Raw genomic sequence first — 16,232 nt, 5'->3', positions numbered from 1 at the left:
TCAGTCGTGGATAAAGACGAGGGACTCGGGCTGACCCCAGTCCCCGTTGGCTGAGATGTGACGGCGGTTGGCACAGAGGTGGCGGAGGATCCAGTAGAGCGGCTCTGCGGTCTCTAGATCCAGTTTCGTCTGCAGTTCCGCCAGGGTGTGCTCCCTTTGGTCAGCCATGACCATCTCCAACCTGGATTGCAGGTCAAGGAGTGCAGCTGCGGCCTTCTTGCCGGCCTCAACGCCAGGCTGGTGGTAGGCGTTCACATTCACCAACTCGCCGTACAAACCAACGGCACGCTCAAACAGCGCAATCAGGGCACCCAAGCTGTGGGCATTCAGTCGCTGCATCGTGATGCTCAGGTTGAAGCGTCCCTCTTCAGTGAGGGCTGAGCGAGTCCCCTGCAGGAAACCATCAAGGAAATCTCCAGGGTTCTCACCCTCGAGTGGCGGAATATCGCCTGGATCCTCAAGGACCTCGACAAAGGTGACAAAGAAATTGTCGACGCCATCACGGAGTTGCTGGACGTAGGCGTGTTGGTCCGTTGAACCCTTATTGCCGTAGACAGCAATGCCTTGGTGCACGACCTGACCGTTGCGGTCCAGCTTTTTACCCAGGCTCTCCATCACAAGCTGTTGGAGATAGCGACTGAACACCTCCAGACGATCGCGGTAAGGGAGGACCACCATGTCGCGCAGCCCTTTGCCACCACACGCCGAGTACCAAGCGGCGGCCAGAAGCGCCGCGGGGTTTTGATCGAAGTCAGCAACGCGGGTGACCGCATCCATCTCAGCGGCACCAGCAAGAAACTCGCGAATGTCCGAGCCAATCAGGACGCCCGGAAGCAAGCCAACCGCACTGGTGATGCTGGTGCGTCCACCGACCCAATCGAACATGTCGAAGCGGGCCAGCCAACCGGCATCCTTGGCCTCACGGTCGAGTTTGCTGTCCACCATCGTCACAGCAACCGCCTGCTGAGACCAGCTGCCACCAGCGGTCTCCACCGCCCGGCGAGCCTGGAGCATGCCGATATGGGGTTCCGGGGTGCCGCCGGACTTGCTGACGACGATCACCAGGGTGGTTTTCAGGCGCCCACCAAGGGAAGCCAGGGTCCGGCGCATGCCGTCGGGATCCACGTTGTCAAAGAAGTGGAACGGCAGTCCGGCCCCGGGGTCCTGAAGGGCCCGAATCATCAGCAGGGGGCCGAGGCCAGAACCACCGATCCCAATCCAGAGCACATCGGTAAAGGTCTGCCCTGAACCATTGCCAATGGCACCGCTGAGGACATCACGACCAAAGGACTCGATCCGATCGACCTCAGCTTGGATGTGTTGACCACTGGCAGCGTCGGGTGCAAGGTCAGGATTGCGGAGCCAGTAGTGACCGACCTGGCGCTGCTCATCGGCGTTGGCGATCGAGCCCGATTCCAGAGCCGCCATGGCCTCAAAGGCCTGACTAAACCGGGGTTTTAAGGACGCCAGCGTGGGCTCGTCGAGGCCCATGCGACTGACGTCCAACCAGAATCCAAGCGTCTGGTTGTGCCAGAGCTGGCTGCAAAACCTCTGCCACTGGCTTGCGGGATCCAGAGCGGGAGCAGAGGGGGAGGAAGACATCAGGCCGAAATGGAGGGCACCGCAGGTCGAACCTATCCGTGAAATCCAATCAGGGATACCTTTTTTGGCTATTTCTGCGCATTGAAGCGAGTCCAGATCGCGATCCTGTGGACGCGAGCATCCAAGGCCTGATTGAGCTGTCATCACTGAAACAGCGCATTAGGCTGAAAAGACAGTCTTCAGCGGGTTCTGGCTCACATCAAGCGCCACAGCCAGCGGCTTCGGCCCCATCGCACCAGGCGCAATCTCTTGGCGTGGTTTGGGGCGGCAACCACCGCCCTGGCCAGCTTGGCTGCCTACCCGTTTGTTCAATCCAGTTTGCGTCCAGGCAACGGCGTTGCCGTTGATCGGATCGACAGCAGTAGCCACTCGGATCCGACAAGCTTTAGTCCAGAGGAACTCCAGGAACTCCAGCGCCGTTTTGGCGTTCATGGTCCTCAACCACCGTTGGCACGCCTGTTCACCAAAGGGGTCGACCAGTTCACCCCCTTGCGGAACCACACGGTCTCGCGACTGCAGTCACTGCAGCCCGTCATTCAGCAGCAAAGCCGCCGTACTGGGCTGAATCCAATGCTCCTGGCGGCCATTTTGTTTGATGAAATGCAGCACGCCAAGCCCGGAGAGGACCACCCGTTAGCAGCCCATTCGGGACTGTTCAGCACCCACGGACCGGCCCAGTTGGGGCTGAGCGAGATGGAGAAACAAGGGCTGTTGCGCCCCAATGCCAGTCCCACTGAAATCCAGGATGCCCGCAATCAGCTCCTCGATCCAGAGCGAAATGTTGAGCTCTTGGCCGGAAAGATGATGCGCCTCTTGAAGTTGCTGGAGCGCGAAGCCAGAGAAACCAATAATGTCAGTCGCTCCCATCGCCACGCCAAAACCGTAGCGACCTTGGCCTATCTCCATAACGGCAAGCTGGACTATCCGGCTCGGATCCTGCGCTACATGCAAGATCCAGAACTCCACGGAATCGTCTACGGGAGAACGAAAAAGCCGATGCCCCCACTGATCTGAGCAGAGCGGTCAGCAGAGCATCCCCAGGGCGGCTAAGCGTTGCTGCAAGGCCGTCCAGTTGAAACTGCGTGGATCGGCACGTTCCGCGCCGAGGTCCACATGCCGATGCGTTGTAATCCGCTCCGCCGGGATGGAATAACGCTTCATCCAGTCGGCTAGGGCGACAGCGAGAGCGTCGTACTGCGCAGAGCTGTAACCACTATGGGCTTGAGCATTGTTCTCCCCGTCCAGGGGTGTTTCCAAGCTGAGGTGTAAAGCGAAATTGTTCGTGGAGCCGGGCAAATCTGGGTTCAGCACTGCCCATTCACCATCAAAGGCTGAATAGCCAGCTCCATAGGCACGAAAGCGGGGATGCAAGGCTTCAACGGCGTCGCCGTTCTCACCGATCAAGAGGTGATAGCTGACCTGGTCTTCATCCCTGGGGTTGTGCTTAATGAAAGTGTTCAGCGCTGATTGGAGACCGAACACCGTTTCGTGCAGAACCACAAGTGACGGCGTTGTTTCCAGTGGATTGCCGAAGGCGTCGTAAGGAACACGCTGGGAATAGTTAGACGGATCGATCCTCACGCGTTTGAGCGCGGAGCGATAGCCCTGTTGTTGCGTCTTGAGTCGAGCCACAAGGGCACGATCATTGACCTCACACTGCTTCTGCAGCGGACTGATCCAGGCGGCCTGCGCTGGGGGGACCGGAGCGGGGCGGGCATTGGGCAGCCCGGGTAGCAGGCGTTTTGTTGGCTGAGAGTCGCGCTGCCAAAGGGGAATTGAGGCCAGGGCTGCCAGCGCAATCAAAGCGAGGCCCATCGCCCGTCGATAGGGGACTCGAAGGTGCTGCTGCGGAACGAGTCGGACCATGGCTAGCCCGCGCGCTGTTGCAACCAGGCGTCCTGGCCAGCCTGTTGGGAAGCCGTCGGATTAGACACAGGGACCAGCTTGTAGCGCTTGGGCTTCGGCGGGTCGCTCCGGAGCGCTAGCTCCCGTAGGGCTGAACGCCGTGCCATCAAAAGCGGTTGGCTCTCTTCGGCGCGAAGCAGCGGTGAAATCTGATCTGGCTGGGCAACCCGTTGTCCCGCCACGCCAATGAGCTCATCGCCCACCATCAGGCCGGCGCGCTCCGCTGGGCTATGGCGCTGGACGCGCTGCACTAGGACCCGGCCGCCATCGAGCCGCGTTGTCATCCCTGTCCATGGATGGGTGGACATCTCCGGCTCCAGCGCCAGGCCTACATCCAACAGGTAGCCAGAACAATCTGGATCGTCGACCTCCGTCAGCCATTGCTGCAGACGCGCACCAAGACCCGGTGCAGCCGCCTCAAAAGCGCTGAATAGATCTGATTCCTGATAACCGCGCCGGTGCCGTCCATGGCTGTGCCAAAGCTGTTGAACAACGGCGGCTAAACAGCTCTGATGGGACCTCAGGTGCAGATCCAGGCAGAGAGCCACGACCGCCCCCTTGAGGTAGTAACTGATTTGGTTACTGGCGGAATAGGCGTCCGCTTTGTAGAGCTTGACCCAGGCCTCCTCACTGCTCTGCCTGAGGGTCTGCACCTGCCGACCGGGGCTCAGCATGTAGCGACTGAGGTCCTCCTCGAGGTCGTTGAGGTAGTCCTTGGCTGAGCACAACCCGGCATGCAGTGGGAGCAGCTGATCGAAGTAGCTCGTGACGCCTTCGGCAAACCAAAGGGTGGGGACCACCGTGGCGTGCTGGTAGTCGATCGGTCTCAACTCCGCAGGAGTCAGGCGCCGGACGTTCCATTGGTGGAAGTATTCATGGGCAATGAGCTGCAGCAGCTTGCGGTAGCCATGACTTGCTTCAAGGTTGCGGCGGCCATAGACAAGAACCGTGCTGTCGTCGTGCTCTAGACCGCCATAGCCCTCGTCCAGTAGATGAAGGACAAAGAGGTAGTCGGCACTGGCCGGTGCGCTTTGGCCCATCAATCGGCAACAGGCCAGACAGACCTGCTCCACATCCTCAAAAAATCGAGGAAAACGATCGAAGAACCAGGCCTCATCGGCGGGATCCGAGAACCAGGTCACCCAGCGATGGGGAAGACCGAAGACCGAAAAACGGTGCGCCTGATGGGGGCCGGCTTCGATCGGACTGTCAATCAGTTGATCCAAATCCGCCGCCAGCCAACAACCAGTGCTGTCCTCTGGCAACGGAACAAAAGCGTTCCACCCCTCAGGTAAGACGCAGGTCAGGCGGTGGGGCTGCCAGCGGTGTCCATCGACCTCCAGGACGACAGCCGCCAGGGCTAAGAAACCGTGATCCTGATCAAGGTGGCAGGTGCGGACCGTGAGCTCCGTGGCCATCACCGAGTAGGTCAGGGTCAAGGGTCCCCTATCCGGATCGGCATCGATCAGCCAAGTACTGGGAGCAGAGCGGTTGAATGGCCGCTCAAGCCCCTGCTGGCAGGCCTTGAAGCCTTCGAGTTGTTTGACGTAGTCGCGGATCAGGTACGACCCAGGCGTCCAGCCGGGCAGCGAGACCTTCTGGTGCTGATGGGGCGACTCAATCTGAACGCGTACATCGACCAGATGGGTCTGAGGGTTGCTCAGATCAAGATGGACCTGAACCATTCCCGACATCCTTTTGCAGTCAGCTGATCAATTCAACTGAAGCGTGGCCCAGCTCTTCTGAGGCCGTCTTCAGGGCATGCAGTGCGGCGTAGCTGCGCGTGATCTGACCGACCAGTTGCTGAACAGAGTGGGAGCGGCCAAGGCGTTGAAGGTCGCCAACAAGCGCCAAGCGGCCGTTGGGCTGACGGGCCCACCCCAACTGCTGCTCAGGGTTCACCTGCACCCAGAGCGCAACCGACTCGCGTTGGTCCGCAAAACCGTTGAGCTGGCCGCCCCAGTGGACCGCATAACCCAGCTCCTGAAGAGCCTGGGCCAGGAGCCTCTCGTCGTCGAGGACCGTTGGCAGGATGGAGAGATGGGACATGGCCAGGACTCCACTTTTTCAGACCCTAGCGGGGGTGGACTCGCAGTCCAGTGGCCGTTGCCACCAGAGCAAGCCATCGTCACCAAACATCCCCTGCGCTTGGGCGTGATGGCCTCCGGCTCAGGCACCAACTTCGAGGCCTTAGTGCAGGCCTGCCAAGCGGGTCGACTTGGTGCAGAGGTGAGCCTCCTGATCGTCAACAACTCCGAAGCTGGGGCCCTCGAACGCGCCAAGCGACTGGGCATCAGCGCACAAGTGCTGGACCATCGCCTCTACGACTCCAGGGAGGCCTTGGATCACGCTTTGATCTCCTGCTTTCAGGCCGCCCAGGTGGACCTCGTGGTTATGGCCGGTTGGATGCGGATCGTGACCGAAGAACTGATCAGGGCCTATCCCGAGCGGCTCATCAACATCCACCCTTCACTCTTGCCGAGCTTTCGTGGAGCGCAAGCGATCCGCCAAGCACTGGAGGCTGGTGTCCAGCTGACCGGCTGCACGGCCCATCTCGTGGAAGTGGAGGTAGACAAAGGGCCGATCCTTGTGCAGGCCGCTGTTCCCGTTCTTGAGGGGGATAGCGAAGCAACCCTGTCGGAGCGCATCCATCGCCAGGAACACAAAATCCTGCCCTTCGCCGTGGCACTGGCAGCCAAGCGATTAGGGCTAATGGCTTAGGGGTAGAAGGGCAGCAGCGGAAGCCCGGTTTCCGCAGGTAACCCGGCCATCAGGTTCAGGCACTGCACGCCCTGGCCCGCCTGACCTTTGACCATGTTGTCGATCGCGCTCATCACGATGAGCTGACCGGTGCGCTGGTCCACCTGGACCGACAGCAGCGCCTTATTGGTCTGGCGAACCCACTTGGTCGAGGGGTAAGTCCCCGCCGGCAACACCTGAACGCAGGGCGCATGTCGGTAGGCAGCCTCCAGCAGGGTGGTGCAGTCCTCAGCGGTCAGTCCGGGGTCGCGCAGGCGTCCATAGACCGTGGCCAGCAGACCACGCACCATCGGGGTCAGGTGAGGGGTGAATTGGAGCTGGATGCTGGTGCCCGCAGCGCGGCTGCAGAGCTGTTCGATCTCACTGGTATGGCGATGCCCGACAACGCCGTAGGGGGAAATGCCCTCAGAGGCCTCCGCGAGCAAGAGATGCTCCTTCGCCGCACGTCCGCCGCCACTGGTACCGGTCTTGGCGTCAATGATGATTCCGCTGGTTTCGATCAGGCCTTGCTTCAGGAAGGGAGTGAGAGCCAGAAGGCTTGCGGTGGGGAAACAACCCGGTGCTGCTACCAGCCGCGCTTGGGCAATCTTCTCGTGCTCCCACTCCACCAAGCCGTAAACAGCTTCCCGGCAGAGAGCCGTGTCATCGCGCGGAAACTCCTGTGCTTCAGCGCTGTAGACATCCTTCCACTGATCCAGAGAGCCGTAGCGGTAATCGGCGGAGAGGTCGACAACCTTGACTCCACGCTCGAGCAGTTCGGGTGCGAGGCGTGAGGCCAGACCATTTGGAAGACTCAAGACCGCAAAGTCCGCGGCCTCGGCAATGGCATCCACCTCCGGGCTTTGCACCACCGGGTCACCGGGGAGCGGCAAAAACGGGGTGAGTTGACTCCACCGCTTGCCACTACTGCGCTCACCCCCAAGAAAGCTGACGATGAATTCGGGATGCCCCTGAAGCAATCGCAGCGTCTGCAAACCGCCATAGCCCGAGGCCCCGATCACGGCGACGCGCTGACTTGCCATGGCATGCACAGGGGGACGTCAGATCGTACCGGGCTTTATAAAAGTGTCAGTCCACCTGGCCGTAGGGCCCGCCTTCCCTGAACCAGCCCCTGACTCAGGACTCGTTTCGCTTTGATTCCATCGCCGACGGTCTGGCCGCAATCCGCAACGGCGAGATGGTCGTGGTGGTGGACGATGAAAACCGGGAAAACGAAGGCGATCTGATCTGCGCCGCTCAATTCGCAACCCCTGAGCAGATCAACTTCATGGCCACCGAAGCGCGGGGCCTGATCTGTCTGGCCATGGAAGGGGAACGCCTGGATGCGCTCGATCTCCCATTGATGGTGGATCGAAACACCGACAGCAACCAGACCGCCTTCACAGTCAGTGTGGACGCCGGCCCCGAAAACGGTGTGTCGACCGGCATCTCCGCTGAAGACCGTGCTCGCACGATCCAGGTGGCGATTCACCCTGGGACGCGTCCCAGTGATCTTCGACGTCCAGGCCACATCTTCCCGCTACGGGCCAAGCAAGGCGGCGTCCTCAAACGTGCCGGTCACACCGAGGCCGCTGTGGATCTGGCCCGCATGTCAGGCCTCTACCCAGCTGGCGTGATCTGTGAAATTCAGAACATTGATGGGTCGATGGCCCGGCTACCTCAACTGGCGGAGTACGCCAAACGCCATGGCCTGCGGTTGATCAACATTGCCGATCTGATCGGCTACAGGCTGGATACAGAGCGCTTTGTTCGGCGACAGGCCGAAGCAATGCTGCCCAGCGCCTTTGGCCAGTTCCGAGCGATCGGCTATCGCAATGAACTGGATGGTTCCGACCATGTGGCCATCGTCAAGGGAAACCCTGAACAATCGTCCGGACCCGTCTTGGTTCGGGTGCACAGCGAATGTCTAACTGGAGATGCCTTCGGCTCCCTGCGCTGTGATTGCCGGCCCCAACTGGAAGCGGCGCTGCGGATGATCGAGGACGCGGGGGAGGGTGTCGTGGTCTACCTCCGTCAGGAAGGTCGGGGCATCGGCCTGATCAACAAGCTGAAGGCCTACTCCCTCCAAGACGGTGGGTTGGACACCGTGGAGGCCAACGAACGCTTGGGCTTCCCGGCCGACCTCCGCAACTATGGAGTGGGGGCCCAGATCCTCAGTGATCTGGGGATTCACCGCCTGAAGCTCATCACCAACAACCCGCGCAAGATCGCCGGCCTTGGGGGCTATGGCCTCGAAGTGGTGGACCGAGTTCCGCTGGTCATGGATCCAGGCCAGCACAACGTCAATTACCTGCAAACCAAGCAGGCGAAGTTGGGACACCTGATGGATCCCACTGGGGTACGGGGGCCGGCGGCAGTCCTGGCGTGGAATCCAAGCTCCGGCCACGACGAAGCGGGCAGCGCCAAGCTGTTCCAGGCGCTCTCCGGCTGGGCAGAACAGAAGGGGCTGGAACTGGAGCGCGAGGAGCACTCACGGGTGTTGGCCCTGATGGATCAACCGGAACTGGCCGTTCTGGTCAATGGGGGCACCGCTGAATGTCTTCGCCAAATCCTGCAAACCATGGCGGACTGGCCGCAGACCCAAAGCGTCAGCCTGCTGCTTGCACCCGATGCCCAGCGCAGCTCACACCCAAGCAACACCCTGGAGGCCCAACGACGGCCGTTGCAGGAACTCCAGTCGGGTCAGGCGGGTGTTGCGTTCGAAAGCGGAGCCCTGCTGCGCTGGTGTTAAGCGCAACAGGGCTCTAAGGGGAACGAAAGGAGACTGATCGGAAGGGGCTGCGGCCAGCCCCTAAGCAATCAACCTTGGATCGTGACCTTGCTGATCTTGCTCCCGTTCTTCAGGGCCAAGACCACGTCCATGTTCCCGGTGTGGCCGAAGACGGTGTGAACTCCGTCGAGGTGGGGTTGTGCTTCGTGGCAGATGTAGAACTGCGAGCCGCCGGTGTTCTTGCCTGCATGGGCCATGGCCAGCGTTCCGGCCTGGTGCTTCTGGGCGTTGATTTCGCAATCGATCTGGTAGCCAGGGCCGCCGGTGCCGGCCATGCCACGGGCACCCTCACGGCTGTTGGGGCAGCCGCCCTGGGCCATGAAACCTGGAATTACACGGTGGAAGGCCAGGCCGTCATAGAAGCCGTCCTTGGCCAATTTCACAAAGTTGGCCACGGTGTTGGGCGCGTCGGCTTCGAACAGCTCCAGTTCGATCGTGCCGGCGTCGGTCTCCATCACGGCTTTGGTCACGGGGAAATCGTCAGCAAACCGCCTCAGTATGGGCGCTCCGGTAGAAGTGATGGGACCTGATCAGTGGTGATGTCCGTCCCCCCTTCCGTTGACCTCAGCCAAGCCCGCCTTGGAGTGCTGGGCGGCAGCGGGCTCTACGCGATGGAGGGATTGGAAGAGATCCAAGAACTCACGATCGAGACTCCCTTTGGTTCCCCTTCGGACCAATTGCGCTTAGGCCGATTGGGGGGCATGGAGGTGGTCTTCCTGGCACGCCACGGGCGCCATCACACCTTCCTGCCGACGGAAGTCCCCTACCGAGCCAACATTTGGGCGATGCGCTCCCTGGGCGTGCGCTGGATCCTCTCCCCGTCTGCCGTGGGATCTCTCCAGCAGGAGATTGCCCCCTTGGACATGGTCGTCCCCGATCAGTTCATTGATCGGACGCGGGACCGCCCCAAAAGCTTTTTTGGCGAAGGTGCCGTGGCCCATGTCGCCCTGGGCGATCCCTTCTGCCCAAGTCTCAGCCGCGTGCTGGCGGACGTGGCCGACAGCCTGATGCCAGAGGGACGGACCCTGCACCGCGGCGGGACCTACCTCTGCATGGAAGGCCCCGCCTTCTCAACACGCGCTGAATCGAACCTCTATCGCAGCTGGGGTTGTTCAGTGATCGGAATGACGAACCACACCGAAGCCAGGCTCGCCCGGGAAGCCGAAATCGCCTACGCAACCCTGGCCATGGCCACCGATTACGACTGCTGGTATGCCGACCACGACAGCGTGACCGTGGAGATGGTCATCGGCAATCTCAAAGCCAATGCAGCCCTCGCAACCGAGATTGTCAAAACCACGGCCGAGCGGATCGCAGCGCTGAGACCAGCCAGCGCGGCCCACCACGCCCTGCAGGATGCACTGATGACTCCCGCCGATCAGGTCCCGGCAGCGACTCGGCGCAAGCTGAACTTGTTCACCGAGCCCTACTGGGGGACCTTCAAGGGCTAGAGCTCCTCAGGAGCGCAAGGCTTTCCTGAGGTTGCCGCCGCAACTCTCGAGAAGCTCCCGAGCTGCGGAGATCTCGAGGGAGTGGCAGGCCATGACCAAAGCCAGCTTGACGGAACCCTTGCTGGCGTCCAGCAACGCTCGCCCCTGGACGCGGCTGACGCCGGCCAAATCGGACATGATCCGCAGGGCTCGATCCTCCAACTTGCTGTTGGTGACCGCGACGTCCACCATCCGATTCCCATAGACCTTCCCCAAGCGGACCATCACGCCGGTACTCAGGATGTTGAGCGCCATCTTGGTGGCCGTTCCGGCCTTGAGGCGGGTGGATCCCGTCAAGACCTCCGCGCCGGTGATCAAGCGGATGTCGATCGCGCAGGGCATCGGCACCTGCTCCGCCGGAACACAGGCCAGGGCAATGGCCAGGGCACCGATGGAGCTGGCGTAGGTCAGACCGCCGTGGACATAGGGGGTGGTCCCCCCTGCAGCAATACCCACCAGGGCATCCTTCGCACTAAACCCCCTTGCTTCGAGATCGGCTCGGCCGGCTTCAGAAAGGTCCTCGAGTCCCTCGGAACTGCGCAGTAGGGCGGGCGCACCACCGGCCAGGACACCCTGAACCAGATCCGGAGGACTGCAGAAGGTTGGTGGGCATTCCGCTGCATCGAGGACCCCAAGGCGTCCTGATGTGCCAGCGCCTAAATAAAACAGGCGCCCACCGGCCTGAAGACGCTCGGCGATGGCATCAATGGCCTGGGCCAGCGCGGCTGAGGCAGCCGCAACAGCTTCCTGGGGCTTGCGATCCTCGGCAACGAAAACCTGAACCAGGTCTTCCGTGCTCAAGGCATCCAATTCGGCGCTCGCCGGATTGACCTGTTCGGTCAGGAGGTGTCCCCGCTGCACATCCTCAAAAGAGGACGGACTCACAGCAATCCCTCGAGACGCCGGCGGAAATCTTCCAGTTCGTTATTACCGGTGCTGATGGGCTCCTCCGTTGGAGCGACTGGGGCTTCGGCTGTTTGTGTGGCTTCCTGACCCGGTTCCGGTTGATCGCGCCAGGTGGTCACATCCATGTTCTTTTCAGGAGGGGCGATCAGCAGGCGCTCCTCAGCGGTTTGGGGCAAAAAGCCGCTAGGAACAAAACGGGCTTCATAGCCAGCACTGGAGCAAAACTCCTCCATCTCGCGCCGCTCGATCGCTTCAACACTCGGCATCGGGAAGTCCTGCGCTTCCAGCAAGCCGGCATAACGTTCCGCGTCGTCTCGGTCCTCAAAGAGAAGGACCACGGTGGAGCCGTTTAACTCCAGGGAGTGAATGCCCTCGTTCTCGCTGCCAGCGTCAAAGAGCAGAACGTGAACCGACATCCAGCACGCACGGGTCAATCACCAGTCTCTCACTGATTGATCACGCCATCACGCCCGCCATCAATTTCCTCAGCGAGCTGTTGCAGCCGGCGGTAGAGCGCTTCTTCCGCTTCGCTGAGCCCTTGGGGAACGACGAGACGGATCTCAACCAACTGGTCACCCCGCTGCTCGCGATGGCTCAAGCCTCGGGAGCGAAGACGCAAGAGGCGGCCGCTCGAGGAGCCAGGCGGAATACGCAATTGCACCGGACCATCCAGCGTCGGCACAACGGCGGTGCAACCCAGCGCCCCCTCAGCGGGTGACAACTCCAGTTGGTAGTGAACCCGCAAACCATCAATGCGTAATCCAGCATCGGTACGAACCCGAAGCTGAAGGAAATGGTCGCGCCCGCCTGGGGCGACCCCAGCAAGGCGGAGACGCCAGCCATCTCCTGCCATGGCTGGCGTCCAGACCTCAATGGCTGTTCCATCGGGCAGTTCCAATTCCACACGGACGCCCTCGAGTGCCTGCTCAGGGGTGAGCTCCACCAACGATTCCAGCTCTTCACTGGCCACCACCGGGGGGGGCGGGGGCGGTACAGGTGGGGTCACCCCGCCGGCGGGGGAGGAGTCCTCCTCGAACGGCTCTGGTTCCTGAGGGATGAAACCGTCATCGGAGACGTGTCGAGGGGAACGCCTCCGCTCCCGGTGAAAGACCACGTCCAGGTAGTCCTCAAAGTCGGGGAAACCAGTGGCGAAGGGGTCCAACCCCGCCGCTGCGGCGACTGATTCATCGAGACTGGCCTCCCACTGCTGCCTCCGCTGGGGGTCACTGAGGACGGCGTAGGCCTCGTTGACCGCTTTGAACTGCTCCTCTGCGTGGGGGTCATCCCCGTTCAAGTCGGGATGCCAGCGGCGAGCCTGTTGCCGGAACGCTCGCTTCAGGGACGAAGCATCAGCGCCGGGATCAAGGCCGAGGACGGCCCAATGGTTGATGCTGCCCGTCTCGGACATCACAGGACTCACCTCCGTCAGTCCTCAGCCCAGGGATCTCCTTCATAGGAGCCGTGATCAGGTGTGGCCGGTGTCGCCGTTCTGGGACGGGGGGCATTATCCCGCTCGACAACGCGGGCTTCGCGGGGCTGATCCACCCCTTCCTCATAGCGATCGTCGTAGCGGGCGTCATCGCGATCGGGGTAGCGATCGAACTCCCCGTAGCGGGGGGCTGGCTCGAATTCCCGTTCGGTTCGGCCGTAGCGATCAGCGGGCTCGTCCCAGGGCTGGTTGCGGGGTTGAGGCGATTGATCCCAGCGGGGTGGGGCCTCAATCGGCCGATCCCAACTCGGACGCGGGGCATCAAAGCGGTCCAGGCTCGGGCGATCCCAGCGGTCCTCCTGCCAGCCACCACCGAGACGCGGTTCACTCCAGGGGTCGCGGGAGCGGCCCGGGCGATCCCAGTCATCCCAATCGTCTTCAGCAAAGAGTTCATCCTTGAGCGAGCCCAAGGTGTTTTTGATTCCCTGGATCGGATTGGAGTCCTGCTTGCGCTCGCTGGCCAGACGCCGGTTCAAGCCATAGATGGCCTCTTGCAGCTGACTGACGCTGATGTCGAGTTCGCTGAGATCTCCATCGGCCAACATCTCCTGCACATCGCGCATGGCGATCTCAACGGCGCGTTGCTGGCGCTCCGCGCCGTAGGGACCCAATTCCAGGGCCGCATCCCGCAGCCGACGCTCGGCCTGACCCACCAAGGTTTGGGCGCGGTTGCGTCGATCGATCTCCGCCCGCTTGCGACGGTCCTCGCTGGCCTTTTCTTCGGCCTCCGCAATCAGGGTCTTGATCTCCTCTTCACTGAGGTTGGATCCGCCCTGGATGCTGACGCTCTGCTGCCGACCCGTCGTGCGGTCTGTGGCCGACACCTGGAGGAGTCCGTTGGCGTCAATGTCAAAGGAAACCTGGACTTGGGGGACGCCCCGGGGTGCAGGGGGGATGCCCGAGAGCTTGAAGCGGCCAAGGCTCTTGTTGCCATCGGCCATCTGACGCTCCCCTTGGAGCACGTGAATTTCAACAGAACTTTGGTTGGCTTCAGACGTGCTGAAGAGATCGCTCTTCCGCACCGGTATCGAGGTGTTGCGAGGAATCAGAACCTTCATCACCCCGCCGATGGTCTCCAATCCCAAGGAGAGCGGGGTCACGTCATTGAGCATCAGATCCCGCAGTTCGCCGGTCAGGATTCCGGCTTGGACAGCGGCGCCAATCGAAACGACCTCATCGGGATTGACGGACTGGCAGGGTTCCAGAGGAATCAAGGTGCGAACCATCTGCTGGACCATCGGCATCCGGGTCGAGCCACCCACCAGGACCACATCGTCGATGTCCTCAGCGGCAAATCCGGAGTCGCGCAGAGCCCGTTGCACCGGGCGAAGCAGACGATCGAGCAGGTCCGGACAGAGCCCTTCAAAGGTGCTGCGCTCGAGAGTCGTCTCGATATGGAGCGGTCCGTCCTTGCCCGTGGCGATGAAGGGCAAGGAAATAGGAGTGCTCTGAACACCACTGAGTTCGATCTTGGCCTTCTCGGCCGCCTCAGTCAGGCGCTGCAGGGCCTGACGATCCCGCCGCAGGTCGATCTCATGCTCTTTTTGGAAGGCATCAGCCAACCAATCCACGATTCTGCGATCCCAGTCGTTGCCACCCAGTTGGGTATCACCGCTGGTGGCTTTGACATCAAAAACCCCCTGGGCGATCCGAAGGATCGAGACATCGAACGTGCCACCGCCAAGGTCAAAGACCAGCACGCGCTTCACGGTGCTTCGGTCGAATCCGTAGGCCAGGGCTGCTGCGGTGGGTTCGTTCAGGATCCGTTCCACCGCAATCCCGGCCAGGCGGCCGGCATCACGGGTGGCCTGACGCTGGGCGTCATTGAAGTAAGCCGGAACCGTGATGACCGCGGCCTCCACGGGCTCACCGAGGTAGGTACTGGCGTCATCCACCAGCTTGCGCAACACGCTCGCTACCAGTTCCTCAGGGGCGTACTCCCGCTCCGTAGCTGGACAGACCACGCGCACATTGCCCTGGTCGTTGGCGCGCACGGTGTAGGGAACGGCCAGACTGCCGTCATCGAGCTCATCCCACTGGCGGCCAACAAAACGTTTGAGATTCGCGAAGGTATTCCGTGGGTTCAGGACCAGCTGGCGACGGGCCAGCTGACCGACAAGGAGTTCGTGGTCTTTGCTGAAGCCGACCACTGAAGGGGTCGTGCGACCGCCCTCCGCGCTCGCAATGACCTGCGGCCGTCCACCCTCCAGCACCGCAACCACGGAGTTGGTGGTTCCCAGGTCGATTCCAACGATCCGTGCCAACTGCGTTCCTGCGCCCTGGGGCCATCCACGTCGTGCCCCAAAGCTAACGGCAATGGGGCAGAGGGATAGATTCCTAGGAGGTTAAGAACCCCATGGCCAGGAGTCCGCGCCTTGAGCTCTTCGCCTTGCGGCGTCGGTCGGCCACCGAACGGGCTGCCGACCGTGGTTTTCAGCAACTTGCCGTTGCCCTGGCAGGGGCCGTTGGCCTGTTGGTCTTCGCCATCCTGCTGACGGTCTTCACCGGTGCTTGGGAGGCAATCCAGACCTTCGGTCTGTCCTTCATTACCACGTCGGACTGGGATCCGATCAGCGAGCACTACGGCGCCTTCACCGCGATTTACGGCACATTGGTGAGCTCAGGGGTGGCTCTTCTGATCGCTGTGCCCCTCGGCGTTGGCACGGCAATCTTTCTGACCGAGAACATCATCCCCAAGGGCATCAGGGAAGTGTTGGGCGTGATGGTGGAGCTGCTCGCAGCCATTCCCTCCGTGGTCCTGGGACTGTGGGCCATCGTTGTGATGGAGCCATTTCTGCGCCCCTTCCTGTCGGACCTCCATCGCTATCTGGGCTGGATTCCCCTGTTCTCGACAGAACCTCAGGGCCCCGGGATGGCCCCGGCCTCCTTGATCTTGGTTGTGATGATTTTGCCGATCATCACGGCGATCTCACGGGACGCTTTGAGACAGGTGCCTGATGGGCTGAGGCAGGCGGCCTATGGGATTGGAACCACCCGCTGGGGGGCCATCCTTCAGGTCATGCTTCCCGCCGCAATCTCTGGAATCACCGGCGGGGTGATGTTGGCGCTGGGTCGTGCCATGGGCGAAACCATGGCCGTCACCATGATCATCGGCAACTCCAACAATTTCAGCTTCAGCCTGCTGGCTCCAGCGAACACGATTTCGTCAATGTTGGCCAACCAATTCGGTGAAGCCGATGGCATCCAGGTCTCAGCACTCATGTACGCGGCACTGGTGCTGATGCTGATGACCCTGCTGGTGAACCTTTTGGCCCAGCAAGTCGTGAAGCGACTGAGCCTGAAGTACTGA

The 16,232-nt window shown here is 61.6% G+C and carries 15 protein-coding genes; 5 read left to right on the top strand and 10 right to left on the bottom strand.

The window, feature by feature from the left end; all coding sequences use genetic code 11:
* On the bottom strand, positions 1-1,602 hold the full coding sequence (locus ACLM42_RS04925) for a glucose-6-phosphate isomerase (RefSeq protein ID WP_415399932.1): 1,602 nt from the start codon (positions 1,600-1,602) through the stop codon (positions 1-3).
* Between the two features lie 249 nt (positions 1,603-1,851).
* On the opposite strand from ACLM42_RS04925, the gene ACLM42_RS04920 reads away from it, so the two are divergent.
* Complete coding sequence (locus ACLM42_RS04920; RefSeq protein ID WP_415399931.1) at positions 1,852-2,616, top strand: helicase DnaB; 765 nt, start codon at positions 1,852-1,854, stop codon at positions 2,614-2,616.
* A gap of 9 nt (positions 2,617-2,625) precedes the next feature.
* On the opposite strand, the gene ACLM42_RS04915 is transcribed toward ACLM42_RS04920, so the two are convergent.
* Genes ACLM42_RS04915 through ACLM42_RS04905 form a run of 3 tightly spaced genes read right to left on the bottom strand, consistent with a single transcriptional unit; the run spans position 2,626 to position 5,556 of the window.
* Entirely contained in the window at positions 2,626-3,468 is an 843-nt protein-coding gene (locus ACLM42_RS04915) for an N-acetylmuramoyl-L-alanine amidase (protein ID WP_415399930.1), read from the bottom strand.
* Positions 3,469-3,470: 2 nt separating this feature from the next.
* Positions 3,471-5,192, bottom strand: a complete 1,722-nt coding sequence (locus ACLM42_RS04910) for a M61 family metallopeptidase (RefSeq protein ID WP_415399929.1) — start codon at positions 5,190-5,192, stop codon at positions 3,471-3,473.
* Between the two features lie 19 nt (positions 5,193-5,211).
* A complete protein-coding gene (locus ACLM42_RS04905; protein ID WP_247911022.1) occupies positions 5,212-5,556 on the bottom strand; it encodes a DUF1257 domain-containing protein in 345 nt (114 codons plus the stop codon).
* Here ACLM42_RS04905 and purN point away from each other — a divergent pair.
* Positions 5,548-6,228, top strand: coding sequence for a phosphoribosylglycinamide formyltransferase (purN, locus tag ACLM42_RS04900; RefSeq protein ID WP_371820647.1), 681 nt, complete (start codon positions 5,548-5,550; stop codon positions 6,226-6,228). The genes ACLM42_RS04905 and purN overlap by 9 nt on opposite strands.
* Here purN and argC read toward each other — a convergent pair.
* Positions 6,225-7,289 (bottom strand): N-acetyl-gamma-glutamyl-phosphate reductase, encoded by a 1,065-nt coding sequence (argC, locus tag ACLM42_RS04895; protein ID WP_415399928.1) that lies wholly within the window; start codon positions 7,287-7,289, stop codon positions 6,225-6,227. The genes purN and argC overlap by 4 nt on opposite strands.
* Positions 7,290-7,408: 119 nt before the next feature.
* On the opposite strand from argC, the gene ribBA reads away from it, so the two are divergent.
* Entirely contained in the window at positions 7,409-8,998 is a 1,590-nt protein-coding gene (ribBA, locus tag ACLM42_RS04890) for a bifunctional 3,4-dihydroxy-2-butanone-4-phosphate synthase/GTP cyclohydrolase II (protein WP_415400129.1), read from the top strand.
* Positions 8,999-9,066: 68 nt separating this feature from the next.
* Here ribBA and ACLM42_RS04885 read toward each other — a convergent pair whose 3' ends face one another.
* Positions 9,067-9,507, bottom strand: coding sequence for a peptidylprolyl isomerase (locus ACLM42_RS04885; protein WP_305852209.1), 441 nt, complete (start codon positions 9,505-9,507; stop codon positions 9,067-9,069).
* A 69-nt stretch (positions 9,508-9,576) separates the two neighbouring features.
* Here ACLM42_RS04885 and ACLM42_RS04880 point away from each other — a divergent pair, with 69 nt between their 5' ends.
* A complete protein-coding gene (locus ACLM42_RS04880; RefSeq protein WP_415399927.1) occupies positions 9,577-10,488 on the top strand; it encodes an S-methyl-5'-thioadenosine phosphorylase in 912 nt (303 codons plus the stop codon).
* 6 nt (positions 10,489-10,494) lie between these two features.
* On the opposite strand, the gene murQ is transcribed toward ACLM42_RS04880, so the two are convergent.
* From murQ to dnaK, 4 genes are read right to left on the bottom strand one after another with little or no spacing between them, the layout of a single operon-like run.
* Complete coding sequence (gene murQ / locus ACLM42_RS04875; protein WP_415399926.1) at positions 10,495-11,412, bottom strand: N-acetylmuramic acid 6-phosphate etherase; 918 nt, start codon at positions 11,410-11,412, stop codon at positions 10,495-10,497.
* Complete coding sequence (locus ACLM42_RS04870) at positions 11,409-11,849, bottom strand: DUF3110 domain-containing protein (RefSeq protein ID WP_247911027.1); 441 nt, start codon at positions 11,847-11,849, stop codon at positions 11,409-11,411. Before ACLM42_RS04870 ends, murQ begins: the two co-directional genes overlap by 4 nt.
* Before the next feature lie 29 nt (positions 11,850-11,878).
* Positions 11,879-12,841, bottom strand: coding sequence for a DnaJ domain-containing protein (locus tag ACLM42_RS04865; RefSeq protein ID WP_247911028.1), 963 nt, complete (start codon positions 12,839-12,841; stop codon positions 11,879-11,881).
* Between the two features lie 17 nt (positions 12,842-12,858).
* Entirely contained in the window at positions 12,859-15,186 is a 2,328-nt protein-coding gene (dnaK, locus tag ACLM42_RS04860) for a molecular chaperone DnaK (RefSeq protein ID WP_415399925.1), read from the bottom strand.
* A 92-nt stretch (positions 15,187-15,278) separates the two neighbouring features.
* Between dnaK and pstC the strand changes: the two genes are divergently transcribed.
* Positions 15,279-16,232, top strand: a complete 954-nt coding sequence (pstC, locus tag ACLM42_RS04855) for a phosphate ABC transporter permease subunit PstC (RefSeq protein WP_247911030.1) — start codon at positions 15,279-15,281, stop codon at positions 16,230-16,232.

This window comes from Synechococcus sp. W4D4, assembly GCF_047716805.1.
GTDB lineage: Bacteria > Cyanobacteriota > Cyanobacteriia > PCC-6307 > Cyanobiaceae > Vulcanococcus.
The sequence above is the reverse complement of the archived record's forward strand: the minus strand, read 5'-3'. Positions and strand labels throughout refer to the sequence as shown.

Bases quoted from the DNA above. Each gene is read 5' to 3' on its own strand.
- ACLM42_RS04865 (WP_247911028.1), bottom strand. From the start codon at position 12,841: ATGTCCGAGACGGGCAGCATCAACCATTGGGCCGTCCTCGGCCTTGAT.
- ACLM42_RS04915 (WP_415399930.1), bottom strand. From the start codon at position 3,468: ATGGTCCGACTCGTTCCGCAGCAGCACCTTCGAGTCCCCTATCGACGG.
- ACLM42_RS04925 (WP_415399932.1), bottom strand. From the start codon at position 1,602: ATGTCTTCCTCCCCCTCTGCTCCCGCTCTGGATCCCGCAAGCCAGTGG.
- purN (WP_371820647.1), top strand. From the start codon at position 5,548: ATGGGACATGGCCAGGACTCCACTTTTTCAGACCCTAGCGGGGGTGGA.
- ACLM42_RS04910 (WP_415399929.1), bottom strand. From the start codon at position 5,192: ATGGTTCAGGTCCATCTTGATCTGAGCAACCCTCAGACCCATCTGGTC.
- ACLM42_RS04870 (WP_247911027.1), bottom strand. From the start codon at position 11,849: ATGTCGGTTCACGTTCTGCTCTTTGACGCTGGCAGCGAGAACGAGGGC.
- ACLM42_RS04905 (WP_247911022.1), bottom strand. From the start codon at position 5,556: ATGTCCCATCTCTCCATCCTGCCAACGGTCCTCGACGACGAGAGGCTC.
- pstC (WP_247911030.1), top strand. From the start codon at position 15,279: ATGGCCAGGAGTCCGCGCCTTGAGCTCTTCGCCTTGCGGCGTCGGTCG.
- argC (WP_415399928.1), bottom strand. From the start codon at position 7,289: ATGGCAAGTCAGCGCGTCGCCGTGATCGGGGCCTCGGGCTATGGCGGT.
- ACLM42_RS04880 (WP_415399927.1), top strand. From the start codon at position 9,577: ATGTCCGTCCCCCCTTCCGTTGACCTCAGCCAAGCCCGCCTTGGAGTG.